This window comes from Saccharopolyspora cebuensis, assembly GCF_039542665.1.
Lineage (GTDB): Bacteria > Actinomycetota > Actinomycetes > Mycobacteriales > Pseudonocardiaceae > Saccharopolyspora > Saccharopolyspora cebuensis.
The window spans coordinates 462,753-487,972 of sequence record NZ_BAABII010000004.1; the positions used below are offsets into that span (position 1 = coordinate 462,753).

Annotated in this window: 20 protein-coding genes, 2 tRNA genes and 1 pseudogene; 9 read left to right on the forward strand and 14 right to left on the reverse strand. The window is 70.9% G+C overall.

Going from position 1 to position 25,220, the window contains the following annotated elements:
* Nucleotides 1–476: 476 nt before the first annotated feature.
* The 11 genes and pseudogenes from ABD976_RS08880 to dnaA form a co-directional block, all read right to left on the reverse strand.
* Nucleotides 477–549 (reverse strand) — tRNA-Ala (locus ABD976_RS08880).
* Between the two features lie 103 nt (nucleotides 550–652).
* Nucleotides 653–760: pseudogene (locus ABD976_RS08885) on the reverse strand (DLW-39 family protein); the annotation flags it as partial.
* Nucleotides 761–813: 53 nt separating this feature from the next.
* A tRNA-Ile gene (locus ABD976_RS08890) sits at nucleotides 814–887 on the reverse strand.
* Nucleotides 888–979: 92 nt separating this feature from the next.
* Nucleotides 980–1,822, reverse strand: a complete 843-nt coding sequence (locus ABD976_RS08895; RefSeq protein ID WP_345360101.1) for a DUF3566 domain-containing protein — start codon at nucleotides 1,820–1,822, stop codon at nucleotides 980–982.
* 36 nt (nucleotides 1,823–1,858) lie between these two features.
* The gene (gene gyrA, locus ABD976_RS08900; protein WP_345360104.1) at nucleotides 1,859–4,357 is read right to left on the reverse strand and encodes a DNA gyrase subunit A; all 2,499 of its coding nucleotides are present in this window, start codon (nucleotides 4,355–4,357) and stop codon (nucleotides 1,859–1,861) included.
* Between the two features lie 77 nt (nucleotides 4,358–4,434).
* On the reverse strand, nucleotides 4,435–6,408 hold the full coding sequence (gyrB, locus tag ABD976_RS08905) for a DNA topoisomerase (ATP-hydrolyzing) subunit B (protein WP_345360107.1): 1,974 nt from the start codon (nucleotides 6,406–6,408) through the stop codon (nucleotides 4,435–4,437).
* Between the two features lie 523 nt (nucleotides 6,409–6,931).
* On the reverse strand, nucleotides 6,932–7,468 hold the full coding sequence (locus ABD976_RS08910; RefSeq protein WP_345360109.1) for a DciA family protein: 537 nt from the start codon (nucleotides 7,466–7,468) through the stop codon (nucleotides 6,932–6,934).
* A gap of 103 nt (nucleotides 7,469–7,571) precedes the next feature.
* A complete protein-coding gene (gene recF / locus ABD976_RS08915; protein WP_345360112.1) occupies nucleotides 7,572–8,747 on the reverse strand; it encodes a DNA replication/repair protein RecF in 1,176 nt (391 codons plus the stop codon).
* 187 nt (nucleotides 8,748–8,934) lie between these two features.
* On the reverse strand, nucleotides 8,935–9,822 hold the full coding sequence (gene gnd, locus ABD976_RS08920) for a phosphogluconate dehydrogenase (NAD(+)-dependent, decarboxylating) (protein ID WP_345360115.1): 888 nt from the start codon (nucleotides 9,820–9,822) through the stop codon (nucleotides 8,935–8,937).
* 202 nt (nucleotides 9,823–10,024) lie between these two features.
* Nucleotides 10,025–11,149 carry a DNA polymerase III subunit beta gene (dnaN, locus tag ABD976_RS08925; protein WP_345360118.1) on the reverse strand — a complete coding sequence of 375 codons (1,125 nt, stop codon included), beginning with the start codon at nucleotides 11,147–11,149 and terminating at the stop codon, nucleotides 10,025–10,027.
* Between the two features lie 1,247 nt (nucleotides 11,150–12,396).
* Nucleotides 12,397–14,253 carry a chromosomal replication initiator protein DnaA gene (gene dnaA, locus ABD976_RS08930; protein ID WP_345360121.1) on the reverse strand — a complete coding sequence of 619 codons (1,857 nt, stop codon included), beginning with the start codon at nucleotides 14,251–14,253 and terminating at the stop codon, nucleotides 12,397–12,399.
* A 603-nt stretch (nucleotides 14,254–14,856) separates the two neighbouring features.
* On the opposite strand from dnaA, the gene rpmH reads away from it, so the two are divergent.
* The 8 genes from rpmH to ABD976_RS08970 all read left to right on the forward strand — a co-directional run bounded on the left by rpmH (nucleotide 14,857) and on the right by ABD976_RS08970 (nucleotide 20,272).
* Entirely contained in the window at nucleotides 14,857–15,000 is a 144-nt protein-coding gene (rpmH, locus tag ABD976_RS08935) for a 50S ribosomal protein L34 (protein WP_345360124.1), read from the forward strand.
* Between the two features lie 10 nt (nucleotides 15,001–15,010).
* The gene (rnpA, locus tag ABD976_RS08940) at nucleotides 15,011–15,406 is read left to right on the forward strand and encodes a ribonuclease P protein component (protein ID WP_345360127.1); all 396 of its coding nucleotides are present in this window, start codon (nucleotides 15,011–15,013) and stop codon (nucleotides 15,404–15,406) included.
* Nucleotides 15,403–15,711 (forward strand): membrane protein insertion efficiency factor YidD, encoded by a 309-nt coding sequence (gene yidD / locus ABD976_RS08945; protein ID WP_345360130.1) that lies wholly within the window; start codon nucleotides 15,403–15,405, stop codon nucleotides 15,709–15,711. Before rnpA ends, yidD begins: the two co-directional genes overlap by 4 nt.
* Nucleotides 15,712–15,717: 6 nt before the next feature.
* Nucleotides 15,718–16,764 (forward strand): membrane protein insertase YidC, encoded by a 1,047-nt coding sequence (gene yidC, locus ABD976_RS08950; RefSeq protein ID WP_345360133.1) that lies wholly within the window; start codon nucleotides 15,718–15,720, stop codon nucleotides 16,762–16,764.
* A 32-nt stretch (nucleotides 16,765–16,796) separates the two neighbouring features.
* A complete protein-coding gene (locus ABD976_RS08955) occupies nucleotides 16,797–17,396 on the forward strand; it encodes a Jag family protein (RefSeq protein ID WP_345360136.1) in 600 nt (199 codons plus the stop codon).
* A 172-nt stretch (nucleotides 17,397–17,568) separates the two neighbouring features.
* Nucleotides 17,569–18,279 carry a 16S rRNA (guanine(527)-N(7))-methyltransferase RsmG gene (gene rsmG / locus ABD976_RS08960; RefSeq protein WP_345360139.1) on the forward strand — a complete coding sequence of 237 codons (711 nt, stop codon included), beginning with the start codon at nucleotides 17,569–17,571 and terminating at the stop codon, nucleotides 18,277–18,279.
* 50 nt (nucleotides 18,280–18,329) lie between these two features.
* Nucleotides 18,330–19,265 carry a ParA family protein gene (locus ABD976_RS08965; RefSeq protein WP_345360142.1) on the forward strand — a complete coding sequence of 312 codons (936 nt, stop codon included), beginning with the start codon at nucleotides 18,330–18,332 and terminating at the stop codon, nucleotides 19,263–19,265.
* The gene (locus tag ABD976_RS08970; RefSeq protein WP_345360145.1) at nucleotides 19,262–20,272 is read left to right on the forward strand and encodes a ParB/RepB/Spo0J family partition protein; all 1,011 of its coding nucleotides are present in this window, start codon (nucleotides 19,262–19,264) and stop codon (nucleotides 20,270–20,272) included. Before ABD976_RS08965 ends, ABD976_RS08970 begins: the two co-directional genes overlap by 4 nt.
* A 137-nt stretch (nucleotides 20,273–20,409) precedes the next feature.
* Here ABD976_RS08970 and ABD976_RS08975 read toward each other — a convergent pair whose 3' ends face one another.
* Both ABD976_RS08975 and ABD976_RS08980 read right to left on the reverse strand, forming a co-directional pair.
* Nucleotides 20,410–21,357, reverse strand: coding sequence for a D-alanine--D-alanine ligase family protein (locus ABD976_RS08975; protein WP_345360148.1), 948 nt, complete (start codon nucleotides 21,355–21,357; stop codon nucleotides 20,410–20,412).
* A gap of 103 nt (nucleotides 21,358–21,460) precedes the next feature.
* The gene (locus ABD976_RS08980; protein ID WP_345360151.1) at nucleotides 21,461–22,792 is read right to left on the reverse strand and encodes an aminotransferase-like domain-containing protein; all 1,332 of its coding nucleotides are present in this window, start codon (nucleotides 22,790–22,792) and stop codon (nucleotides 21,461–21,463) included.
* A gap of 248 nt (nucleotides 22,793–23,040) precedes the next feature.
* On the opposite strand from ABD976_RS08980, the gene ABD976_RS08985 reads away from it, so the two are divergent.
* On the forward strand, nucleotides 23,041–23,661 hold the full coding sequence (locus ABD976_RS08985; RefSeq protein WP_345360153.1) for a GNAT family N-acetyltransferase: 621 nt from the start codon (nucleotides 23,041–23,043) through the stop codon (nucleotides 23,659–23,661).
* Nucleotides 23,662–23,959: 298 nt separating this feature from the next.
* Here the strand turns inward: ABD976_RS08985 and ABD976_RS08990 are convergent, their stop codons facing one another.
* Entirely contained in the window at nucleotides 23,960–25,111 is a 1,152-nt protein-coding gene (locus ABD976_RS08990; RefSeq protein WP_345360156.1) for an N-acetylmuramoyl-L-alanine amidase, read from the reverse strand.
* Nucleotides 25,112–25,220 lie beyond the last annotated feature (109 nt).

Below are 25,220 nucleotides of genomic sequence, written 5' to 3' on the forward strand. Positions count from 1 at the left end.
CGTAACCAGAACTCGACCTGCAGCAAGCAGAAGCGCCAGAAGGCACGGCCCGAACCGGAAACCCAGCAACCGCCACGACCCCGGACGAAGACGAAGCCGCCCACGAGCGGCCGAACCCGCGCAACAACCCCGAGCCCCACCAAAGGCCAAGCAAGGACCAGCCGAGAACGAAAAAGGTGCGGAGTCGACAAACCGACCACCGCACCGCAGAAACCCGCAGGGCTCCAACCCCCGATCACCACCCGAAGCGACCGAAGACACCCAACCCGCGCAACAACCCCAACAACAACCCCAACAACAACTCCAGCCTCACGCCAGGGGGGCTGGTCCAAGACCAGGCCAAAAAACAAAAAAAGGCGCGGAGCCGACCAAAAGCCGGCCACCGCACCGTGGGGGCCCGCGGGGGCTCGGCCCCCGCGACAAGCACTGGCGGGCAACGGCGAAGCTGCTCCAGCGAGCAGCATCCGCCGCCTCGGTGGAGACGAGGGGAATCGAACCCCTAACCCCCGCCTTGCAAAGGCGGTGCTCTGCCAATTGAGCTACGTCCCCGGATCGGTACCGGGCCGCCCGAGGCGGCGAAAATCCCGGCGGCCGGTGCGAACTCGCCCGAACCGCCGGGACTACCGGATCTGGGGTTGCCGACTCACGCCTCGGCGGTGGCCTCGCGCCACAGGTCGGCCTCGGCCTTGGCGGCCTTGTTGCGCCGGATGACGAACAGGACGACACCGGCAACGGCGGCGAGTGCGAGCAGCTTCTTCATTCCGGTCGCCTCCTAGTGGGCACGAAGCCTGTGACGTCCCAGTCTCCTGGGGGTGGGCCTAGAAGGACTTGAACCTTCGACCTCTTCGTTATCAGCGAAGCGCTCTAACCGCCTGAGCTATAGGCCCCTGTTCCGTTCTGCACCTACAGTACAGCACGGATCATCCGGTCGGCGCCGGGGGGTGGCGTTCCCGGCGGCCCGGGAACGCCACCCGCGGCGTCACTCGCGCTCGGACAGGGTGACCTCGACGCCCCCGGCGAGGTCGGCGGCCACGTTGTAGATGAACGAGGCGACCGTCGACAACGCGGTGATCAGCACGATGTTGATCGCGCCGATGATCATGGCCACGCCGAACACCCGGCCCGCGCTGATCAGCGGTTCGCTGGCCGCATCCTCCGGCTGGGTGAGGTCGGTGAAGGTGCCGTTGAGCTGTTCCCAGACGCCCATCCCGTCGAGCACCCCGTAGAGCACCGCGACGGCGATCATCCAGACGAAGAACATCGCGACGCTGAGCACCAGGGCGAGCTTGAGCACCGACCACGGGTCCAGCCGCTTGATCTGGAGGCTGGCCCGCCGCGGTCCCCGGCTGGGCCGGCGCGCGGCGGTGCCGCTGGCCTGCCCGGCCGCCCCGGCGCCGCCGGTGAAGGAGACCTTCGTGCGCCCGGCGTCCGGCAGCTTGGTGCGGACCGTCTCCTGGTCGTGCACCGGCTTGGGGATCGTCTGGGTGTCCTCGGCGTCCGGCCCGCCGAACAGCGCGCCGCTCGCCCCAGCAGAGCCCGCCGCCGGCTGCTGGGGCGCGCTCTGCTGGGCGTCGACCGCGACCGAGGTCGCGGCGCCGCGCTGCCACGGCGGCGGCACCGCGGTGCCCTCCGGCTCGTCGGCGGGTGCCGACTCCTGGCCGGAACCGGACCCGGCCGCCGACTCGGCGGAGTCGGACCGGGAGGTGCCCGGTCCGGCGGGGGCGGCCTGCGCGCTGTCGGCAACCGTCTGCGTGCTGGCCGACGTCCGGTCCCCATCCTGCGGTTGCGAATCCGGGCGATCCGGTTTCTCGGAACTAGTCACGATCGGTCCTTCACTGATCGTCGGCGGCGGTGGTGGTTACTTCTGCTGCTGCTCCGGCCCCGCAGTGTCCGGGTCCGCGGCCTCGTCGGCATTGCGAGCGATGGCCACGAGCGCGTTGCCCTCGTCCAGGTTCATCAGACGAACTCCCTTCGTCTGCCTGCCTGCCTTGCGCACCTCCTTGGCGGAGGTCCGGATCACGCCACCGGAGGAGGTGATCGCGTAGAGCTCATCGTCCACGTCGGCGATGAGCGCACCCACCAGCCTGCCACGCCTGGTGTCGTGCTGGATGGTCAGCACACCCTTTCCACCGCGGCCCTGCACGGGGTAGTCATCGATCGGGGTGCGCTTGGCATATCCCCCGTCCGTGGCGACCAGCAGGAACCGGTCGGGCCGCACGACGCCCATCGCGAGCAGCTCGTCGCCCTGGTTGAACCGCATCCCCAGCACGCCCGAGGTGGCGCGGCCCATCGGGCGCAGCGCTTCGTCGGTGGCGTGGAAGCGGATCGACTGCCCCTCGGCCGAGACCAGCAGCAGGTCGTCGTCCGACGAGCAGAGCACGGCGCCGACCAGCTCGTCGTCGTCCTTGAGGTTGATCCCGATGAGTCCACCCGATCGGTTGGAATCGAAATCGGTCAGCTTGGACTTCTTGACCAGGCCCTGCTGGGTGGCGAGGACCAGGTACGGCGCGGCCGTGTAGTCCTTGATCTGCATGACCTGGGCGATCTGCTCGTCGGGCTGGAACGCCAGCAGGTTCGCCACGTGCTGACCGCGCGCGGTCCGGTTGGCCTCCGGCAGCTCGTAGGCCTTGGCGCGGTAGACCCGGCCCTTGTTGGTGAAGAACAGGATCCAGTCGTGGGTCGAGCAGACGAAGAAGTGCGACACGATGTCGTCCTGCTTGAGCTGCGCGCCCTGCACGCCCTTGCCGCCGCGCTTCTGCGAGCGGTACAGGTCGGTCCGGGTCCGCTTCGCGTACCCCGTCCGCGTGATGGTGACGACCACGTCCTCGGTGGCGATGAGGTCTTCCATCGAGACCTCGCCCTCGTAGGGCACGATCTTGGTCCGCCGGTCGTCGCCGAACTTGTCGACGATCTCCTTCAGCTCGTCGCGGATGATGGCGCGCTGCCGCTCCGGCTTGGCCAGGATGTCGTTGAGGTCCTCGATCTCCCGCTCGATCTCGGCGAGCTGGTCGACGATCTTCTGCCGCTCCAGGGCCGCCAGCCTGCGCAGCTGCATCTCCAGGATCGCGTTGGCCTGGACCTCGTCGACGTCGAGCAGCGAGATCAGGCCCTGGCGGGCCTCGTCGACCGTGGGCGAGCGGCGGATCAGCGCGATGACCTCGTCCAGCGCGTCCAGCGCCTTGACCAGGCCGCGCAGCACGTGGGCCCGCTCCTCGGCCCGGCGCAGCCGGTACCGGGTGCGCCGCACGATGACGTCGATCTGGTGCTGGACGTAGTACCGGATCACCTGGTCCAGCCGCAGCGTGCGGGGCACGCCCTCGACCAGCGCCAGCATGTTGACGCCGAAGGTGGTCTGGAGCTGGGTGTGCTTGTACAGGTTGTTCAGCACGACCTTGGGGATGGCGTCGCGCTTGAGGGTGATCACGATCCGCATCCCGCGCCGCGAGTTGGACTCGTCGGCGATGTCGGAGATGCCCGAGATCTTGCCGTCCCGGTGCATCGTCGCGATGCCCTCGATCAGGTTGTCCGGGTTGACCTGGTAGGGCAGCTCGGTGATGACCAGCGTGGTGCGGCCCTTGCTGTCCTCCTCGATGGTCACCACGGCGCGCATCTTGATCGAGCCGCGACCGGTGCGGTAGGCGTCGGCGATCGCGTTGGTGCCCAGGATCAGCCCGTGGGTCGGGAAGTCCGGACCCTTGACCCGGGCGAGCAGCGCCTCCAGCAGCTCGTCGTCCTCGGCCTCCGGGTTGTCCAGCGCCCACATGACGCCCTCGGAGACCTCGCGCAGGTTGTGCGGCGGGATGTTGGTGGCCATCCCGACCGCGATCCCGCTCCCGCCGTTGACCAGCAGGTTCGGGAACCGCGACGGCAGCACGTCGGGCTCCTGGGTGCGGCCGTCGTAGTTGTCGGAGAAGTCGACGGAGTCCTCTTCGATGTCGGCGAGCATGTGCATCGCCAACGGGGCCAGCCGCGACTCGGTGTAGCGCATGGCCGCGGCCGGGTCGTTGCCCGGCGAGCCGAAGTTGCCCTGGCCGTCGATCAGCTGGTGCCGCATCGACCACGGCTGGGCCAGCCGCACGAGCGTGTCGTAGATCGCCGAGTCGCCGTGCGGGTGGTAGTTGCCCATCACGTCGCCGACGACGCGGGAGCACTTCACGTACCCGCGGTCGGGGCGGTAGCCCGAGTCGTACATCGCGTAGAGCACCCGGCGGTGCACCGGCTTGAGGCCGTCCCGCACGTCCGGCAGCGCCCGCGCCACGATCACGCTCATCGCGTAGTCGATGTAGGAGTTCTGCATCTCCTGCTGGATGTCGACCGGTTCGACGCGGCCCTGATCCGGCGGCAGGATTTCGGTCACGAGGCAACGTTCCTTTCAGGTGTTCGGGAGGTGGGCACCGCGGCCCGGGGCGGTTCGCCGACCGCCCCGGGCGGGGCTCACACGTCGAGGAAGCGGACGCCCTTGGCGTTGCGCGTGATGAACGAGCGCCGCGCCTCGACGTCCTCCCCCATCAGCACGCTGAACAGCTCGTCGGCGGTGGCCGCGTCGTCGAGCGTGACCTGCATCAGCAGCCGCGTGTCCGGGTTCATGGTCGTCTCCCAGAGCTCGTCGGCGTTCATCTCGCCGAGGCCCTTGTAGCGCTGGATGCCCTCCTCCTTGGGCAGCTTGCGCCCCTGGGCGGCACCGCGCTCGAGGAGCTGGTCGCGCTCCCGGTCGCTGTAGGCGTACTCGGGTTCCGACCGCGGCCACTTGATCTTGTAGAGCGGCGGCTGCGCGAGGTACACGTGCCCGGCCTCGATCAGCGGGCGCATGAAGCGGAACAGCAGGGTGAGCAGCAGCGTCCGGATGTGCTGGCCGTCGACGTCGGCGTCGGCCATCAGCACGATCTTGTGGTAGCGCAGCTTCGAGATGTCGAACTCGTCGTGGATGCCGGTGCCCAGCGCGGTGATGATCGCCTGGACCTCGGCGTTCTTGAGGACCTTGTCGATCCGCGACTTCTCCACGTTGATGATCTTGCCGCGCAGCGGCAGGATCGCCTGGAACCGGGACTCCCGGCCCTCCTTGGCCGAACCGCCCGCCGAGTCGCCCTCGACGACGTAGAGCTCGCACTCGTCGGGGACGTTGGACTGGCAGTCCTTGAGCTTGCCGGGCAGGCCGCCGATGTCCATCGCGCTCTTGCGCCGGACGAGCTCCTTGGCCCGCCGGGCCGCCATCCGGGCCTGCGCCGAGCCGACCGCCTTGTTCACGATGGTCTTGGCGTCGGCCGGGTTGCGCTCGAACCAGTCGGTCAACCACTCGAAGGCGGTGGTCTGCACGAACGACTTGACCTCGGTGTTGCCCAGCTTGGTCTTGGTCTGGCCCTCGAACTGCGGCTCGGAGACCTTGACCGACACGATCGCCGCCAGGCCCTCGCGGACGTCGTCGCCGGTGAGGCTGCCGTCCTTGTCCTTGAGCAGCTTCTTGTCCTTGGCGTAGGAGTTGACCACCCGGGTCAGCGCCGAGCGGAAGCCCTCCTCGTGGGTGCCGCCCTCGTGCGTGTTGATGGTGTTGGCGAAGGTGTAGACCGACTGGTTGTAGCCGGAGTTCCACTGGAGGGCGACCTCCAGGTCGTGCCCGTTGCCGGAGGAGCTGAACGACACGACCTTCTTGTGGATGGGCTCCTTGGTGGCGTTGATGTGCCGGACGAAGTCCTCCAGGCCACCCGGGTAGTGGAAGACCCGCTCGGTGGCGCGGGCCGCGGTGCCGCTGGCGTCCGCGCCCGACTCGTCCTCCTCCGGGACCCGCTCGTCGCGCAGCACGATGGTCAGGCCCTTGTTCAGGAAGGCCATCTCCTGCAGCCGGCGGGACACCGTCTCGGCGTTGTACCGGGTGGTCTCGAAGACGTTCGGGTCCGCCCAGAAGGTGATCGTGGTGCCGGTCTTGGGGGTCTTCTCGCCGCGCTGCACCTCGGACACCGGCTTGGAGTCCTCGTAGCGCTGCCGCCACACGTACCCGTCCCGGATGACCTCGGCCTCCAGCGCGGTGGACAGCGCGTTCACCACGGACACGCCGACGCCGTGCAGACCACCGGAGACCGCGTAGGAGTCGCCGCCGAACTTGCCGCCCGCGTGCAGCACGGTGAGCACGACCTCCAGGGTCGGCTTGCGCTCCACCGGGTGCATGTCCACCGGGATGCCGCGGCCGTCGTCGACGACCCGGACCCCGCCGTCGGCCAGCAGGGTGACCTCGACCCGGGTGGCGTGCCCGGCCATCGCCTCGTCGACCGAGTTGTCCACGACCTCCTGCACCAGGTGGTGCAGCCCGCGCTCGCCGGTGGAGCCGATGTACATGCCGGGGCGCTTGCGGACGGCCTCAAGGCCCTCGAGAACGGTGATGGATGAAGCGTTGTAGTCGCTCTTCTTCGGTGCCACGGGCCTCGATTTCTCCTTGAGCCGACGATGCCAGTCTGGGGTGCGGGCCAGGCCCCCTCCGACGGCGGCGCAGGCCGGGGTCGGTGGGATCCCGGTCGGTGCCGGTCCTGATCGGTGCGGGCCCGGTCCCTGCGGACCTGGTCCTGGGCGGCTCGGTGACCGGGCCGCTCACCCCCGGGCGCGGCCGTTGTCGGTGAGTCTCGACCACACCCCGTTCACGATTCTACTGGTCCCCCGCGACAGAAGCGGGGCAAGGACACCCCTGACTTGCTCACAGAGCGGATAACTCGAACCCGGACACCATCCGACAGCCTCGCGGGCGGATCGGCGAGCCCACGACTCGATCGGACGGCTCCCCGCCCGCCCCGCACCGCAGCTCCCCGAGTTCCCGTTGTGGAATTTGCTCCTGTGCGTCTTTCGCGAAGCGGCGGCAGCCGCTTGCGGCCACCAACACAGCTCGCACCGCTGAGGTTCCGCCACCCGCACCGCCACGCACAGCGAGAACCACCCACCACCCGCACGCTCAGCCGTAGGTGTCGCGCGGCCCTCTGCCGGACACGTGCCGCGGACCCCGCCGCCAGCTCGGCGCGGCCGGGCCCTGGACCTTGATCCGGCGCACCACGTCACCGCCCACCCCGTCGGCGATCCGCTTGAGGATCTGCCGTTGCAGCAGCCGGAGCTGGGTGGCCCACGCGGTCGACTCGGCCTGCACGGTGAGCTCGCCCTCCTTCAGCGCCACCGGCCGGGTGTGCTGGGCGATGTCCCCGCCCACCAGCGTCGGCCAGCGGGCGAAGACCTGACCGCCCGCGAGCTGGTCGGTCCACCCCCGCTCGGCGGCGATCCGGGACGCCAGCCGCCCGAGCGGCTGCGGGTCCCGGTCGTCCGGTCGGGCCCCCGACCAGCCCCGGCGCTTGCGGCGGCCGGGACCGACCCGGGCCTTGCGGGCGGTGGACCGGCGCGCTGCGGACTGCTCCTTGGCGGCCTGGAGCGCGGCCCGCGCGAGGTCCGGACCGCGCAGCGCGGAGCCGTCCGAGCCCGCCGCGGCCTCGGCGGATGGCACCGGGTTATCCACAGCATCCACAGAGTTATCCCCAGATGTGGGTAGTCGCGGCTGATCCGCCCCCGCGGGCGTCACGCTGCGTGCAACCGCCGATCGCGATCGGTTAGCGGACACGTCGCACCTCGCCTTCGCGCACGTCGAACCGCGCGCCGGAGAGCTCGTCCGGGACGTCCTCCACGACCGCCGCGGTGACCAGCACCTGTTCGGCACCGGCGACCAGCTCGGCCAGTCGCGCCCGGCGGCGGCGGTCCAGCTCGGCGAACACGTCGTCGAGGATCAGCACCGGTTCCGCGCCATCCTCGGTGAGCAGGTGGTAGGAAGCCAGCCGCAACGCCAGCACGAACGACCACGATTCGCCGTGGCTGGCGTAGCCCTTGGCGGGCAGCTCGCCGAGCAGCAGTTCCAGGTCGTCGCGGTGCGGCCCGACCAGCGAGACGCCGCGCTCGATCTCCTGGGACCGGACCCGCTCCAGCTCCGCCAGCATCGCCGCCTCCAGCACCGCCGGATCGGCGCGCTCGCCCAGCGGGTCGCCGTACCCGGCGGGCAGCGCGTCGCCGAGGCTGCTGCGGTAGTGCAGGTCGGCGACCCGACCGGACGGCCTGGTCGCCTCCTCGGTCGCCGCCACGCTGGCGTACGCGCTGGTCACGTGGGGGGCGAGGGCGGCGACCAGGTCCAGCCGCCCGGCCAGCAGCTCGGCCCCGAAGCGCGCCAGGTGGCCGTCCCAGACCTCCAGGGTGCGCAGATCGGCGGACCCGCCGCCGCGCCGCGCGCCGCCCGCCGTCTTCAGCAGCGCGCTGCGCTGCCGCAGCACCCGCTCGTAGTCGGCGCGCAACCCGGCGTAGCGGGGGGCCCGGGACACCAGCAGGTCGTCCATGAACCGGCGGCGCTCCCCCGGATCGCCGCGCACGATCGCCAGGTCCTCCGGGGCGAACAGCACCGTGCGCAGGATGCCGAGCACGTCGCGCGGCTTGGCCGCCGCGCCGCGGTTGATCCGCGCCCGGTTGGCCTTGCCGGGGCTGATCTCCAGCTCGACGAGCAGTTCGCGGCCCGCGTTCACCACGGCGCCGCGCACCACCGCCCGCTGCGCGCCGTCGCGGACCAGCGGGGCGTCCTGGGCGACCCGGTGGGAGCCGAGCGTGGCGAGGTAGCCGACCGCTTCGACCAGGTTCGTCTTGCCCTGGCCGTTGGCGCCGACCAGCACGGACGGGCCGGGGTCGAGCGCGAGGTCGGCGTGCGGCCAGGAGCGGAAATCGGTGACTTGCAGATGGCGGACGTGCACGGAGGTCCTACCTGGAGCAGGGGCGGAGGCGGGCGGTCGCCGGACCACCGCGGGGGCGGTCCGGCGACCGCGACGTCGAGTCGAGGCATCGCCTTGTCGACATGTCGGGCCGTCGACGAGCCGACTCGTCGACGGCGGCGACCAGGACGCGACCTCCCGGCGGGCACCGCCGGGGAGCGCCCTCGCGTCAGCCCTCGGACTTCTGCACGCTGTGCCCGCCGAACTGGTTGCGCAGCGCGGCGACCGCCTTCATCGCGGGCGAGTCGTCCTGCCGGGAGGAGAACCGGGCGAACAGCGAGGCGGTGATCACCGGGGTCGGCACCGCGTTGTTGATCGACTCCTCGACGGTCCAGCGGCCCTCGCCCGAGTCGCTGACCCAGCCGCGCAGCTCGGACAGCTCCGGGTCCTCCTCCAGCGCGCGGACCAGCAGGTCCAGCAGCCAGGAGCGGACCACGGTGCCCCGGCTCCACGCCTTGATGGTGGCGGGCACGTCGGTGACCACGTCGGAGGCGGCGAGCAGCTCGAAGCCCTCGGCGTAGGCCTGCATCAGGCCGTACTCGATGCCGTTGTGCACCATCTTGGCGTAGTGCCCGGCGCCGACCGGACCGGCGTGCGCGAAGCCCTCCTCGCGCGGGCCCTCCGGCCGCAGCGCGTCGAAGATCGGCATCGCGCGCTCGACGTCCTCGGCGTCACCGCCGGCCATCAGGCCGTAGCCGTTGGCCGCGCCCCAGACGCCGCCGGACACGCCGACGTCGAGGTACTTGATCCCGTGCTCGGCGAGCAGGGCGGCGTTGCGCTGGTCGTCGGTGTACTTCGAGTTGCCGCCCTCGATCACCAGGTCGCCCGCCGCCAGCAGCCCCGCGAGCTGCTCGATGGTCTGCCGGGTCGGGTCGCCGTGCGGAACCATGATCCACACCACCCGCGGGCCGGACAGCCGGCTCACCAGCTCGTCGATCGAGGCCACGTCGCTGACGTCCTGATTGCGGTCGTAACCCACGATGTCGTGCCCGGCGGCGCGCAGCCGCTCGCGCATGTTGAAGCCCATCTTGCCTAGACCGACAAGTCCGAGTTGCACCGGATCTCCCTTTGCGAAGCGAATTTCTGGCATGGGTGGCCACTGGGAGGTGACCGGTCGCGGGCGGTGGTGACGACCGCGACCGAGTCTGGGCTCTCCCGGGAAGCGGCGGTGGCCGTGCGGGGCCGGACGCGGGGAGCGTTCCCGGGACGACGCCCGAGGTCGCTCCCCGCGGCCGCGCGGATCTTTCCGGGAGCAGTCCTCAGCCCGGCAACCGCACCGGCATCAGCAGGTACAGGTAGCCCTCGGCCACCTGTCCATCTTCGCCGACCGGTTTCAGCAGCGCCGGGCGGTTCGACGTGGTGAACTGGAGCTGGGCCCGGTCGCTGCGCAGCGCCCCCAGCCCGTCCAGCAGGTAGGCCGGGTTGAACGCGATGGTCAGCGGCTCGCCGACCAGCTCGACCGGGAGCTCCTCCTCGGCGCTGCCCTCGTCGTCGCCCCCGGCGGTGAGCCGCAGCCCGTCCTCGGTGAACTCCAGCCGCACCTGGGTGCCGCGCTCGGCGACCAGCGAGACGCGCTTGATCGCGTCGGCGAGCGCCCCGACCTCGACGTTGGCCGTGACGGCGCTCTCCGCGGGCAGCAGCTGCCGGTACTTCGGGAACTCGGCGTCGAGCAGCCGGGTGGTGTTGCGCCGGGTGGTCCCGGACAGGCCCAGCAGCCCGTCACCGGAGGCCAGCGACATCTCCACCTTGGCGCCGCCGGTGCCCAGCGTCTTGGCCGAGTCGGCCAGCGTCTTGGCCGGGACCAGCACCGCGGTGTCCTCGATGGACGTGCCCGGCTCCCAGGTGAACTCGCGCATCGCGAGCCGGAAGCGGTCGGTGGCCACCATCGTCAGCTTGTCGGCGTTGATCTCCACCCGGATGCCGGTGAGCATCGGCAGCGTGTCGTCCTTGCCCGCCGCGATCGCGACCTGGGCGACGGCTTCGCCGAGCAGGTCGCCGGGCACCGAGCCGGCGTGCTCGGGCATCGCGGGCAGTTCCGGGTAGTCCTCCACCGGCATCGTCGGCAGGGAGAACCGCGAGCTGCCGCAGGTGATCGTGACCCGGGCACCGTCCACAGTGAGCTCGACGGGTCGGGGCGGCAGGGCCTTGGTGATGTCGGCGAGCAACCGGCCCGAGACCAGGGTGCGGCCGGTCGAGTCGATCGAGGCCTCGACGGTCACCTGGGCGGAGACCTCGTAGTCGAAGCCGGAGATGGTCAGCGCTTCGCCGGAACTCGCGTCGAGCAGCACTCCGCCCAGCACCGGGACCGGTGGGCGCGACGGCAGGCTGCGCGCGACCCAGGCGACGGCATCGGCGAGACCGTCACGTTCCACGCGGATCTTCATGGATGTCCTTTCGGTTCCAGCCATAGCTGAAGCTGCCGAGAACTCGCTGGAAGCAGCTCATCGGGGGTCGGTCTGCTTCAGGCGTCACGGACGGACGCGTTGCCCCGTGCCGCGGAGCGGAGAACCTGCGGAGCGGTCCTCACGGGAGTTCCACCGTAGAGCGTCTTCCCCGATCTCCGCATCCGGGTCCGCCGCACCCGCCGGGCGCTCGCAAGCGAGTTATCCACCGATTCGCCGCTGCCCTACTTCTGTTCTCTTTTTTCATGAAGGAGAAGAGAAGAGCGCAGTAGTAGTAGGTCCTGTGAGTTGTGGGGACAACCGCCGTTGTCGCAGGTCGCACGGCGCGGCGTGCTGTGGATGAACACGGGATGTGATCGTGGACTGCTGCAAGCGGGTGGTGGACAACTTCCGGCCCGTTCGGGTCCATCCACAGCCGCGCCGAGTTCTCCACACCGCTGTCCACAGCTCAAGGCCCAGTTGTACCCAGGCCCTGTCGATAGCCGCCCGTCGCCCGGTCGGGTTGTGGGCGGATCTGTGGGCCAGCTGTGCTCAACTCCCCGCCAGCCTGTGGGCAGCTCGCTCCGCGCTGTGCACAGCCTGTGGATGGTCTGGGGAAAACCCCAGGTCAGCGCTGTGGATCGTGGTGCTGTGGACAACTGGGCTTCACCGCGCGTTTTTCTCCCGGCGGGGTGAGGCGAAAGCCACCCGGTTCCCAGAAAAGAATCCGCCCGGATCGGCGCGCCGCGAGCCCGCAGCGCGCTCGCCCGGCCGCGCACCGTGCGCGGCCGGGCACTTCGGGTGCTTTTCCGGGCGGTGCGCCGCGGGGTTGGGAGGCGCGCGCGAGCGGCCGGATATTTCCGGTGGAGGGGTGGGGCGCGGCCCCATCGGTCCGGCAGAAAGGTTCGTCCGTGCCGCGCCCGTCCCCCGGGGCCGGGCGCGGCACGGGCAGGGCTCAGCGGGGCCCCGGTCGGCTCAGCGGGATGCGGGGCCGGGGTCGCACCGGAAGCGCCGGGACCTTTCTCCCGGACCGGACCGGTCGCGTCGGGGTGGTCCGGCAGAAAGGTCCCGGCGGGCGCGCCCGGAGGTCAGGTGCCGCCGGAGACCGCGGTGGTGCCAGGAAGGTTCCCCCGCTGCCACCGGTGACAGGAAGGTTCCCCCGCTCGCACGCGAGCCGACGGGGTGCGGAGACGAACCGGCGCGCGGACGGTGCTCGACCGCCCGCGCGCCGCGGTGGGTGGTGCGCCGGTTCAGCGCGACTGCTGCTTGATCCGCGCGGTGAGCTCCTGCACCTGGTCGTAGACCCGGCGCCGCTCGGCCATCTCCTTGCGGATCTTCTTGTCGGCGTACATCACGGTGGTGTGGTCCCGACCGCCGAAGTACTGGCCGATCTTGGGCAGCGAGGAGTCGGTCAGCTCGCGGCACAGGTACATCGCGATCTGCCGGGCCTGCGCCAGCGCCTTGGTCTTGCCCGGCCCGCACAGGTCGTCGATCGTCACGCCGAAGAACTCCGCGGTGACCGCCATGATCGTCGGCGCGGTGATCTCCGGGACCTGCGAGTCCGGGATGAGGTCGCGCAGCACGATCTCGGCGAGCTGGAGCTCCACCGGCTGCCGGTTCAGCGAGGCGAACGCGGTCACCCGGATCAGCGCGCCCTCCAGCTCGCGGATGTTGCGCTCGATCCGGGACGCGATGAACTCCAGCACGTCGGCGGGCGCGTTCATCCGGTCCTGCGCGGCCTTCTTGCGCAGGATGGCGATCCGCGTCTCCAGCTCCGGCGGCTGGATGTCGGTGATCAGCCCCCACTCGAACCGGGTGCGCAGCCGGTCCTCCAGGGTCCGCAGCGCCTTCGGCGGGCGGTCCGAGGAGACGACGATCTGCTTGTTGGAGTTGTGCAGCGTGTTGAAGGTGTGGAAGAACTCCTCCTGGGTACCTTCCTTGCCTTCGAGGAACTGGATGTCGTCGACCAGGAGCACGTCGACGTCGCGGTACCGCCGCTGGAACGCGACCTGCCGGTCGTCGCGCAGCGAGTTGATGAAGTCGTTGGTGAACTCCTCGGTGGAGACGTAGCGCACCCGCATCCCCGGGAACAGCCGCTGCGTGTAGTGCCCGACGGCGTGCAGCAGGTGCGTCTTGCCGAGCCCGGACTCGCCCCAGATGAACAGCGGGTTGTACGCGCGGGCCGGGGCCTCGGCGGCGGCGACCGCGGCGGCGTGCGCGAAGCGGTTCGACGAGCCGATCACGAAGGTGTCGAAGGTGTACTTCGCGTTCAGCCTGGTCTGCGAGGTCGGCGGCGCGTGCTTCGGCGCGGTGAACGGCTGGCCCTGCCCCTGCGGCTCGCCGCTGCCCCGGTTGAACGACGGCCAGGACTCGGCCTGCTGCTGGGCCTGCTGCTGGGCCTGCTCCGGCTCCTCGTCCGGCTCGTCCTCCGGTTCGGCGTCGGCCTCCGGGAGCTGCGGGATCTCACCGCCGGGCCACTTGAACTCGGTGGTCGGGAAGTCGAGGTCCTGCTGCTTGGGCTCCGAGGGGCGCCACGGGTGGTCGGCGGTGATCGCCGGGATCGAGCCGGTGTGCGCGGTGGGGCCGAAGGACTCCGAGCCGAACGCCTCGGTGCCGTACTTGTCGGGCACGTACTTGTCCGGGACGTACTTGTCGGCGGGGAAGCCCTCGGTCCCGTAGTTCTTCTCGGGGACGTACTTGTCCCCGGAGTAGGACTCCGGCCACGCCGGTTGCGCGCGGCCCAGACCGCTCTGCGGCAGGGGTGGCGCCGGCGGCTCGGACGCGCGCGGCGGCGTCCAGACCTCGGGGCCGCCCGGCGCGGCGACCGGCCGGGTCGGGCCGGGGGTGGTCGCGTCGACCTTCACGGCGAGGGAGACGTCGCGGCCGAGGCGGCGGGAGAGCGCGTCGGTGATGGGGTCCCGCAGCGCGCGCTCGATGGCCTCCTTGGCGAAGTCGCTGGGCGCGGCGAGCAGTGCGGTACCGTCGAGCAGGCCGATCGGGCGGGTCACCCGCATCCACGCGCGTTGCTGCGGGGAGAGCGTGCCGGAGGACAGCTCCTGGACCACCTCGTCCCAGACCCGGACGAGATCCGCTTGGTGGTCGGACACCGCTGTGCTCCCCTCCCCTCGTTCGCGCTCGGCTTCCCCGCGGACCGACGTTCCGGCCACGGCGTCGGACGCTGGGACGGGTGATACCGGACGTGGTTGAACTTCTGTTCGACGAGCTGTCCACAGAGTTGTCCACAGCCTGTGTATGAAGGTACGGCAGCGCGCCCCGGTGATCAGCCGGACCCCCGAGATTCCGCTGCCACCGAGGTCAGCTCGGTCGTCCCCCGTCGAACCCGGTGCTCCCACCACCGGGTCGCGCAACGCAGAGGGGCACGCTAACAAGCTGTCCTGCCGCTCACAAGCACACCCCGCTGACTGTAGGGCCATGATCGGCATGTGGCAGGCTGAGATCGACTCGGTAGCCCGGTCGTGGCGCCCCCGGTTGTGAGCGCCACGTGTGCGGTGCGTATTCTCGTGCAGTCCCCCGCTTTGACGAGCGGGCGTGTCACTGCGCCTGGTGGCCGGTGTTCGTGCACCCGCTCGGCTCGTGCCGGCGATCGCACGACCGGCGCGCAGCGGATGCGGCTTCGTCGAGACGGGGATACCTGACCGAACCGTGGCCCACGAGGGTCAACGCGCCTGTAGTAACCGGGAGATCCGACCGTGAGCAAGGGCAAGCGCACTTTCCAGCCGAACAACCGCCGCCGCGCGAGGAAGCACGGGTTCCGGCTGCGCATGCGCACCCGGGCGGGGCGGGCCATCGTGGCCGCCCGTCGTCGCCGGGGTCGCGCTCGCCTGTCTGCCTGATCGCGCCGCCGTGCTTCCCGCGGCAGCCCGGCTGACCAGCAGCGAGGAGTTCCGGTTGGTGGTCCGTCGGGGCCGCCGGGCCGGTCGTCCACGCCTGGTCGTCCACGCGCTGCGGCCGGACGCGGTGACGTCGGGGCAGCAGACGTCGCTGGAAGCCGAGCTGAATACGGCACCCACCCGGGACTCGAGGGTCTCGACCCGGGTGGGTTTTGTCGTGAGCAAAGCCGTGGGCAACGCCGTGGTGCGGCACCAGGTGACCCGACGGCTGCGGCACCTCCTGCGCGACCGCCTCGACGCCGTGGCGCCTGGCACACTGGTGGTGGTCCGCGCGCTGCCACCGGCGGCGACCGCGTCCAGTCGCGAACTCGGCGCGGACCTCGATGCTGCGCTGCGAAGGCTGCGATGACGAAGGACTCCGCCCCCTCGGCTGCCCGGCCGAGCCCGATGGCCCGGGTGCTGCTGGGGCCGGTCCACGTCTACCGCAAGGTGATCTCGCCGCTGCTCCCGCCGACCTGCCGGTTCTACCCGACCTGCAGCGCGTACGCGGTGGAGGCGCTCACCGCGCACGGCGCGCTGCGCGGCGGTTGGCTGGCCGCGCGCCGCCTGCTGCGCTGCGGTCCCTGGCACCCCGGCGGCCTGGACCCCGTCCCCCCGGCGCGCGGACCCGCGGACCGGACCGGGGGATCAACCGCATCCGAGACCCAGGAGTAGCCCGCTTTGCTGGACTTCATCTACTACCCGGTGTCGGCCATCCTGTGGTTCTGGCACAAGGTGTTCGGCTTCCTCCTCGACCCGGCGAGCGGGTACGCCTGGGCGCTGTCGATCATCTTCCTCGTCTTCACCCTGCGCGCCCTGCTGTTCAAGCCGTTCGTGCACCAGGTGCGCGCGATGCGCAAGATGCAGGAGTTCGCGCCGAAGATCCGCGAGCTCCAGGCCCAGCACGGCGACGACCGCGAGAAGCTCGCGCGGGAGATGCAGAAGCTCCAGCTCGAACAGGGGTTCAACCCGCTGGGCGGCTGCTTGCCGATGCTGGTGCAGATCCCGGTGCTGTTCGGCCTGTTCCACGTGCTCAACGGCTTCAAGCCGGGGGCGCCCTCGAACTTCGTGTTCAACGCCGACGAGGTCGCCTCCTTCGTGGCGGCGGACCTGTTCGGCGCCAAGCTGTCGAACCACATCGTGCAGCCCGCCGAGGTCCTGGCGAACTTCGACACCGACCGGTTCCACATGCTGCTGGTCGGCATCCCGCTGATGATCGCCGCCGCGATCGCCACCCACTTCACCGCCCGGCACTCGGTGCAGCGGCAGACCGCCGAGCAGGCGGACAACCCGCAGGCGCAGATGATGAACCGGATGACGCTGTGGATCTTCCCGATGTTCGCCATCATCGGTGGTCCGTTCCTGCCGCTGGCGATCCTGCTCTACTGGCTGGCGAACAACTTCTGGACGCTGGGCCAGCAGCGCGTGGTGTTCGGCCGGATCGACCGGGAGGAAGCGGCGAAGCAGGCCGAGTCCACCACCGTCGTCGAGTCGACGGTGGTGACGGCCGAGCGGGAGGACTCCCCCGCCGCCGGCGAGGCCGATCCGGCGCAGCGGACCGGGACGCCGCAGCAGATCGACGCCGCTCCGGCCACCGACTCCGATGCTGAGACGCCGCGGACGGCGCCGTCGGAGCGGGCCGAGGCCGCACAGGACCAACCCGGTGAGACCCCCGGGGTGATCGAAGACCGTTCCCGCGACGCGGACAAGCCGGGCGAGACCCGGTAACCGCGCGCGACCCCGTGGAGAGGAGACACCTAGTGTCCGAAACCGTGCAGGAGCCGAGCCAGGTCACCGAGGCACCGGTCGAGCCGGAGGCCCCGGAACAGACTGACGCCGAGCAGACCGACGCGGAGGCCGCCGAGTCGGAGGCTCCCGAACAGGGCGAGTCGAACACCGAGTCGCTGCTGGTCCAGGAAGGCGACATCGCGGGCGACTACCTCGAACGCCTGCTCGACCTCCTCGACTTCGACGGCGACATCGACCTCGACGTCGAGGCCGGCCGTGCGGTGGTGAGCATCGACGGTGGGAGCGATCTGGAGAAGCTGGTCGGCAACCGCGGCCAGGTGCTCGAAGCCCTCCAGGAGCTGACCCGGCTCGCGGTGCAGCAGGACACCGGCGTCCGCAGCAGGCTCATGCTCGACGTCGCCGGGTGGCGGGCCGACCGCCGCGCGGAGCTCACCGAGCTCGGCCGCTCCACCGCGCAGACCGTCCTGGAGACCGGCGAGGAGGCGCGGCTGCGGCCGATGACCCCGTTCGAGCGCAAGATCATCCACGACGCGGTCGCCGCGGTGGACGGCGTGCGGAGCGAGAGCGAGGGCGAGGAGCCGAACCGCAAGGTGGTCGTGCTCAAGGGCTGACCCCTCTCCCCCAGCCTGCGGTGCCCCCGGTCGATGCTCGGCCGGGGGCACCGTTGTTTCACGTGGAACATCGGCGGGTTGCCGCGAGTGCTCCGGACGTGATCCGGCAGGCTGGGGTGGCACGTCCGCGCGGACGTGTTTCACGTGGAACATCGACATCGGGGTAGAGGCAGTGACCGCAGCGGAAGGTGAGCCGGAGCAGGTGCCTGCGGCGGCTGGAGACGTGTTCGGCGATCGGGTGGAGCTCGCGGAGCGGTTCGTGGCGCGGCTTCGGGAGGAGGGCGTGCGCCGCGGACTGATCGGTCCGCGCGAAGCGGGACGCCTCTGGGAGCGACATGTGCTGAACTCCGCAGTTGTTGCGGAGTTGCTCCCAGCGGAGTGCGGGGTGATCGACGTAGGCTCTGGGGCGGGGCTGCCGGGCATCCCGTTGGCGATCGCCCGCCCGGATCTCCACCTGACCCTGTTGGAACCGATGGCTCGACGGGTGACGTGGTTGCAGGAAGTCATCACCGAGTTGGACCTCAGCGTCGAGGTGGTGCGCGGTCGCGCCGAGGAAGGACCGGTGCGCACGCGACTGGCGGATCACGACGTCGTGACCGCCCGTGCCGTGGCGCCGATGGAACGGCTCGCCAAGTGGTGCATCCCCCTGCTGCGCCCCGGTGGCCGGCTGCTCGCGATGAAGGGCGAGTCGGCGGCCGAGGAACTGGAGCGGGACGCGGCAGCCATCGCCGCGGTCGGAGGCGACCGGGGCGAAGTGGTCTCGTGCGGTGACGGTGTGCTCGACGTGCCGACAACGGTCGTCGTGGTCGAACGGGTGGCGGCGAACGCCTCCGCCCGGCGTCGCGACGGCGGACGTCGGCCGAGGAAGGATCGTGGACGGTGAATCCAAACGGAGCGGGTCGTGTTTCACGTGAAACCAGGTCGGTCGGGGGGATGCGCTTCCCCAGCACCGGCGGTGACGGTGCGGTCGGCGGTCTCGGTGCCGCCGACGACATCGGCTGGACCCCGATCATGGAGGAGGCGCAGCGGGCGACCAGCGTGCTGCACCCCGAGGCGTTGCAACTCCCCCGCCCCGAGCGCAGGCGGATCATGACCGTCGCCAACCAGAAGGGCGGCGTCGGCAAGACGACCAGCACGGTGAACCTCGCGGCCGGGCTCGCGCTGCACGGGCTCACGGTGCTCGTCATCGACCTCGACCCGCAGGGGAACGCGAGCACCGCGCTCGGCGTGGAGCACCGTGCGGGCACGCCCTCGGTGTACGAGGTGCTGCTCGGCGAGATGAGCGTGGTCGACGCCGCGGGCCAGAGCACCCAGTCCCCCAACCTGTGGTGCGTGCCCGCGACGATCGACCTGGCCGGGTCGGAGATCGAGTTGGTCACGATGGTCGCCCGCGAGGGGCGGCTCAAGGAGGCGCTGAACTCGCCGGCGATGGACGAGCTCGCGCCCGACTACGTCCTCATCGACTGCCCGCCGTCGCTGGGCCTGCTCACGGTGAACGCGATGGTCGCCGCGCACGAGGTGCTGATCCCGATCCAGTGCGAGTACTACGCGCTGGAGGGGCTGGGGCAGCTCCTGCGCAACATCGAGCTGGTCCAGGCGCACCTGAACCCCTCGCTGTGGGTGTCGACGGTTCTGCTGACCATGTACGACGGGCGCACCAAGCTGGCCGACCAGGTCACCGCGGAGGTGCGCGGTCACTTCGGCGACCTGGCGCTGCGGACGGTCATCCCGCGCAGCGTGAAGATCTCCGAGGCCCCGGGCTTCGGGCAGACGGTGCTGACCTACGATCCCGGCTCGCGCGGCTCGATGAGCTACCTCGACGCCGCTCGCGAGATCGCGGAACGCGGGGCGGAAAGGAAGACGGCATGACCGAGCGTCGAGGCGGATTGGGGCGCGGCCTGGCCGCGCTGATCCCCAGCGGCCCGCAGCAGGGCGCCGAGACCCCGGTTCTGCGCGGTGGCGGGGCGGACGGTCCGCGTTTCGGCGAGGGGGCGTCGGCGCCGACCGCCGAGGCGGCTCCGGTTTCACGTGAAACGTCCGGCGGTGAGGTCGCGGGGGCCGTGTACCGGGAGATCCCGGTCGCGGCCATCACGCCCAACCCGCGCCAGCCGCGGCAGGTCTTCGACGAGGCCGCGCTGGCCGAGCTGGAGCACTCGATCCGCGAGTTCGGGCTGATGCAGCCGATCGTCGTGCGCGAGATCGCGCCCGAGGCGTTCGAACTCATCATGGGCGAGCGCCGCTGGCGGGCGTCGCAGCAGGCCGGGCTCGACGTGATCCCGGCGATCGTGCGCGAGACCCAGGACGACGACCTGCTGCGCGACGCGCTGCTGGAGAACATCCACCGGGTCCAGCTCAACCCGCTCGAGGAGGCGGCGGCGTACCAGCAGTTGCTGGACGAGTTCGGGGTGACGCACGACGAGCTCGCGGACCGGCTCGGCCGGTCCCGCTCGGTCATCACCAACACCATCCGGCTGCTCCGGCTGCCGGTCATGGTGCAGCGGCGGGTCGCGGTCGGCGTGCTCACCGCCGGGCACGCCCGGGCGCTGCTCGGGCTGAGCGATCCGGACGGCCAAGAGGAGCTGGCCGGCCGCGTCGTCAAGGAAGGGCTGTCGGTCCGGGCGACCGAGGAGGAAGTCACCCTCAAGAAGGGCGAAGCCCCGGCCAAGAAGAAGGCCCCGGCGAAGAAGCCCGAGCCCGACTCCCCCGACTTCGACGGACTGGCGAACCGGCTCTCCGATCGGCTCGACACCCGGGTGAAGGTGGAGCGGGGCCAGCGCAAGGGACGGATCGTCGTCGAGTTCGGCTCGGTGGACGATCTGGAACGGCTGGCGATGGTGATCTTGGGCGATCAGGCCGATGAAGACCACGATCTATGACACCGACGTCTTTCGTCACGGTGACGGTGACGTTCAGTAGTGGTTTTCCGGACGACGCGTCTCGACCGCGGACCGCGTAGCGACGAAGGGGCCGCCTCCCGGTGGAAGGCGGCCCCTGATGTTTCACGTGGAACAGTTCAGTCGCGAGCGATCGCCTGCTCGATCAACCCGGCGAAGACCTCGCCCAGCGAGCGGTCCGCCGCCTCGACCGCCATCGGCAGCAGCGAGGTCTCGGTCAGCCCGGGCGAGACGTTCACCTCCAGGAAGTGCGGCACGCCGCGCTGGTCGATGATCGCGTCGGTGCGGGAGAGGTCGCGCAGGCCGAGCAGCCGGTGCGCGGCGACGGCCAGCTCCCCCGCCGCGGTCGCGACCTCGCGCGGCAGCTCCGCCGGGGTGCGGTAGCTCGTCAGCCCGGCGGTGTAGCGGGCGGTGTAGTCGTACACGCCGTCCGCGGCCTCGATCTGCACCGCGGGCAGCGCCTGCGGTCCGTCCGCCCCGTCGACGACGGTGATCGCCACCTCGGTGCCTTCGATGAACTTCTCGACCAGCACGGTGTCGCCGTAGGAGAGGGCGCCGACCATCGCCGAGGGCAACTCCGCCGCATCGCGGACCACGTGCGCGCCCAGCGCCGACCCGCCCTGGTCGGGCTTGAGCATCAGCGGCAGCCCCAGCTTGGAGACCAGCGCGTCGAGCACGGCCTGGGCACCCAGCTCGCGGAAGGTCGCGTGCGGCAGCACCACCCAGTCCGGCGTGGCCAGGCCGGAGCGGGCCAGCTCGGCCTTCGCGGTGGGCTTGTCCCAGGCGCGGCGGCAGGCGTGCGGGCCGGTGCCGACGTAGGGCACGCCCATCATGTCGAGCACGCTCTGCACCGCGCCGTTCTCGCCCTCGCCGCCGTGCAGCGCGACGACGACCGCCTCCGGGCGCTCCTGCTCGATCCGGGCCAGCAGCCGTGAGTCGGCGTCCCACTCCTCCACCGTCATGCCGGAGGACCGCAGCGCCGCGGACAGGCGGCGGCCCGATCGCAACGAGACCTCGCGCTCGTGCGACAAGCCCCCGGCCAGCACGGCAACCCAGCGATCAGACACGTTCAGCACACCTCAGCTACTACTACTCGACGGACGACAGACGAGCAGTCCACCGCGCGGGCGGGCGCGGTGGACTGCACGGACGGACCCTGGACCCGGACGCTCAGGCGGTGTCCGGGGACGGTGCCTGCGGGCCGGGCACCTCGCGTTGCGGGATGCTGCCGAAGGTGCGGACCAGTTCCCGCTCCTCGGTCAGCGTGTTGGCCAGTCGCCGGACGCCCTCGCGGATGCGTTCCGGCGTCGGGTAGCAGAAGGACAGCCGCATCTGCCTGCTGCCGAAGCCATCGGTGTAGAAGCCGGTGCCCGAGGCGTAGGCCACGCGCTGGGTCACCGCCCGCGGCAGCATCGCCTTGGTGTCGATGCCCTCCGGCACGGTGACCCACACGAAGAAGCCCCCGTCCGGCGTGTTCCAGGTGCAGCCCTCGGGCATGTGCTGCTCCAAGGCGCTGAGCATCGCGTCGCGGCGCTCCCGGTACTGCTCGCGGAAGGCCTTGATCTGGCCCTTCCAGTCGTGCGTGGTGAGGTAGCGGGACACGATCATCTGGTTCAGCGTGGGCGGGCACAGCGTCGCCGACTCGGCCGCCAGCACCAGCTTCTCCCGGACCGCGTGCGGGGCCAGCACCCAGCCCACCCGCAGGCCCGAGGCGAAGGTCTTGGAGAACGAGCCGAGGTAGACCACGTTGTCCGCGTCGAGGCTGCGCAGCGGCGGGTAGACCTGCCCGTCGAAGCCGAGCAGCCCGTACGGGTTGTCCTCCACCACGAGGATGCCGTGCTGAGCGCAGATCTCCAGCACCTCGGCGCGCCGGTTCAGCGCCATCGTCACGCCGCCCGGGTTGTGGAAGTTCGGGATGGTGTAGAGGAACTTGATCCGCCCGCCCCGGGCCGTCACGTTCCCGATGGCCTCGCGCAGCGCCTCCGGCTGCAAGCCGTCGTCGTCCATCGCGACGTGCACGACCTCGGCCTGGTAGGCGGAGAAGGAGCCGAGCGCGCCGACGTAGGACGGCCCCTCGGCCAGCACCACGTCGCCCGGGTCGCAGAAGATGCGGGTGACCATGTCCAGCGCCATCTGCGAGCCGACGGTGACCATCACGTCGTCCGGGTGGGCGCTGATGCCCTCCATCGCCATCACGTCGCAGATCTGTTCGCGCAGCTCCGGAACGCCGTGCGCCGAGCCGTACTGCAACGCGCCCTGGCCGTCCTGGGCGATCAGCGAGGCGACCTCGCCGGCCAGCGAGTCCAGCGGCAGGGCGGCGAGGTTGGGCATGCCGCCGGCCAGCGAGACCACCTCGGGGCGGTTGGCGACGGCGAACAGAGCTCGTACCTCCGAGGCCGTCATCCCTGCGGTGCGCTGGGCGTAGCGCGCCCGGTGCGCGTCGAGGTTGCGCGCCGGTCCGTGCTTCTCCGGCGGGGTGGTCGGCTGGTGCTCGTCGGACATATTCGCGCTCCGGGGTTCGGTTGTGCGCCGCGACCGCAGCGTGACGGCTGCGATCGGGCGATTCTAACGGTCTTATCGCCACGACCCCCGCGGTGTGTCACGCACGACTCCTGCTGCGGCGGATGGGTAACCCATCTCACCCCATCGGGTAGCGGACGGTGACCTGCGGAACTTCCCCGGGTCCGGTGGGCGGCCTATCCTGACGACCAGCCGCAGTTCGCGGGCCCCTCGCGCTTCCAGGAGGTCAGGTGTCGCGACGCGTCGTGGGCGTCACGCTCGACAACCTCGATCACCTCCCCCCGCGGTGCCGCCGCTGCGTGTACTGGGAGCTGGCGCCGCACATCCGGGAGCAGGCCGAGGAGTTCGGCGAGACCGGCCTGGAGAAGGAGGCATGGGTCTCCAGCGTGCTGCTGGAGTGGGGCTCCTGCGGCCGCATCATCCACGTCGACGGCGTTCCGGCCGGGTACGCGATGTACGCCCCGCCGGCCGCGGTCCCCCGGGCGGCGAGCTTCCCCACCGCCCCGGTCAGCGCCGACGCGGTGCTGCTCACCGCGCTCAAGATCGTCCCGGAGTTCGAGGACGCCGGGTTCGGGCGCGTGCTGGTGCAGAACGTGGCCAAGGACCTCACCCGGCGCGGGGTCAAGGCCGTCGAGGCGTTCGGCGACCTCCAGGACAGCGGCGAGGGCTGCGTGATCCCCGCCGGGTTCCTCCAGCAGGTCGGCTTCAAGACCGTCCGCGCCCACCCGAGGTGGCCCAGGCTGCGCCTGGAGCTGCGCACCGCGATCACCTGGAAGGAAGACGTCGAGGCGGCCCTGGAGAGGCTGCTAGGCACGGTCAGCATCACCACAGCCGAACCTTTGCTTCGGTAAGGCTCTTTTTGCGGGGCGGTGCGAGTGGCGCAGCAGCCGCCCCACCCGAGCGGTCTTCCGGTGAGCACGGGTAGAACGCCCACAACGGCACCCGCCCACCGTCAGGCAAGCGGCGAAAGCCGCTTCCGCTCTACCCCACCCTCGCAGCTTGCACCGCCGCGGGTTCTCAGGGCTCTTCTCGCGAGGACGCCCTGATGCCGTGTATTGGAATACATCAAGAAGGGCGCCCGGAGCGAGAAGAGCCCTGAGGTTCCGCCACCCGCACCGCTACGCGAAAAGAGCCTCACCGAAGAAAAGCTCAGGCGCCTTCTGCTCTGGCTAGCTCGTGTCTCAGCAGGTCGTCGAAGGTGAAGGTGCCGGTGGGCTGGTCGTCCTTGCCCAGCAGGTACAGGCGCTTCACCGCGACCAGCAGGCCCTCGGCGACGACGTCCCGGAAGGCGGGGTCGAGCAGCCGGTCGCGGTCCCTCGGGTTGGTGAGGTAGCCGATCTCCATCCGCACCGCGGGCATCCGGGTCAGGCGCAGCACCTCCCAGGTCTTGGGGTGCGTCTGGCAGTCCAGCATCCCGGTGCGGGCGACGATCTCCCGCTGCAGGAACCCGGCCAGCGCCTCGCCCACCGTGGAGGTGGTGCCGTTGCCGGTGCCGAAGTGGAAGCTCGCGACGCCCTGGGCCTCCGGCGAGCGGTTGGCGTCGATGTGCAGCGACAGGAACATGTCGGCGCCGGCCTCGTTGGCCAGCCCCGCGCGCTCGGCGTCCGCCGGGCAGGAGTGCGGGCCGCGGGTGATCAGCGCTTCCATCCCGGTGGCGACCATCCGGCCTTCCAGCCGGCGCGCCAGGTCCCAGGTGAGGTCGGATTCGCACACGTTGCCGACCCGGGCGCCGCGGTCCGGTCCGCCGTGCCCGGGATCGATCACGATCCGCTTGCCGCGCAGCCGCGGGCCCGCCCGGCGGACCTTCTCCTGCTCGCGCAGGAAGACGGGTCGGCCGCCGCGCACCTTCGGCGCGAGCTGGCGGAACGTGCGCAGGGTGTCCGGGCCGCAGATGCCGTCGGCGTTCAGGCCGCAGTCGCGCTGGAAGTTGCGCAGCGCCAGGTCGGTCTCCCGGCCGAAGATGCCGTCCGGGCGGCCGGCGTCGTAGCCGAGTTCCAGCAGCCGTTCCTGGAGCGCGAAGACGTCGTCGCCGCTGATCGGGCGGGAGACGAGGAAGGCCAGCGAGCGGTCGCCGAGGCGCCACCGGGCGTCGGTGAGCGCGCGGTAGGTCGCCGGACCCACCACGCCGTCGGTGATCAGGCCCCGCTGTTGCTGGAAGCCCCGGACCGCGTGTTCCACCGCCGCGTCGAAGACCGCGGGCCCCGGCCTGCCGTTGGCGGCCGGGAGCAGTCCCAGCGCAGCAAGGGTGTTCCTGATCTCGGCAACGGCCGGACCGACGTCACCGCGGTGGAGTAGCTGCATGCACTCCTCGCTCGATTCAGGCGCCGGGGTGGCTCCGACGCGAACGTTTCGGGACTCCCCCGGTGTCCGCTGACTGCGATTCGGGAGAACTACCCCGAACCCACCGGGT

Coding starts and splice junctions, on each gene's coding strand:
- dnaN (WP_345360118.1), bottom strand. CDS start 11,149: ATGAAGATCCGCGTGGAACGTGACGGTCTCGCCGATGCCGTCGCCTGG.
- yidD (WP_345360130.1), top strand. CDS start 15,403: ATGACGAAGGACTCCGCCCCCTCGGCTGCCCGGCCGAGCCCGATGGCC.
- ABD976_RS08965 (WP_345360142.1), top strand. CDS start 18,330: ATGCGCTTCCCCAGCACCGGCGGTGACGGTGCGGTCGGCGGTCTCGGT.
- ABD976_RS08970 (WP_345360145.1), top strand. CDS start 19,262: ATGACCGAGCGTCGAGGCGGATTGGGGCGCGGCCTGGCCGCGCTGATC.
- ABD976_RS08980 (WP_345360151.1), bottom strand. CDS start 22,792: ATGTCCGACGAGCACCAGCCGACCACCCCGCCGGAGAAGCACGGACCG.
- ABD976_RS08990 (WP_345360156.1), bottom strand. CDS start 25,111: ATGCAGCTACTCCACCGCGGTGACGTCGGTCCGGCCGTTGCCGAGATC.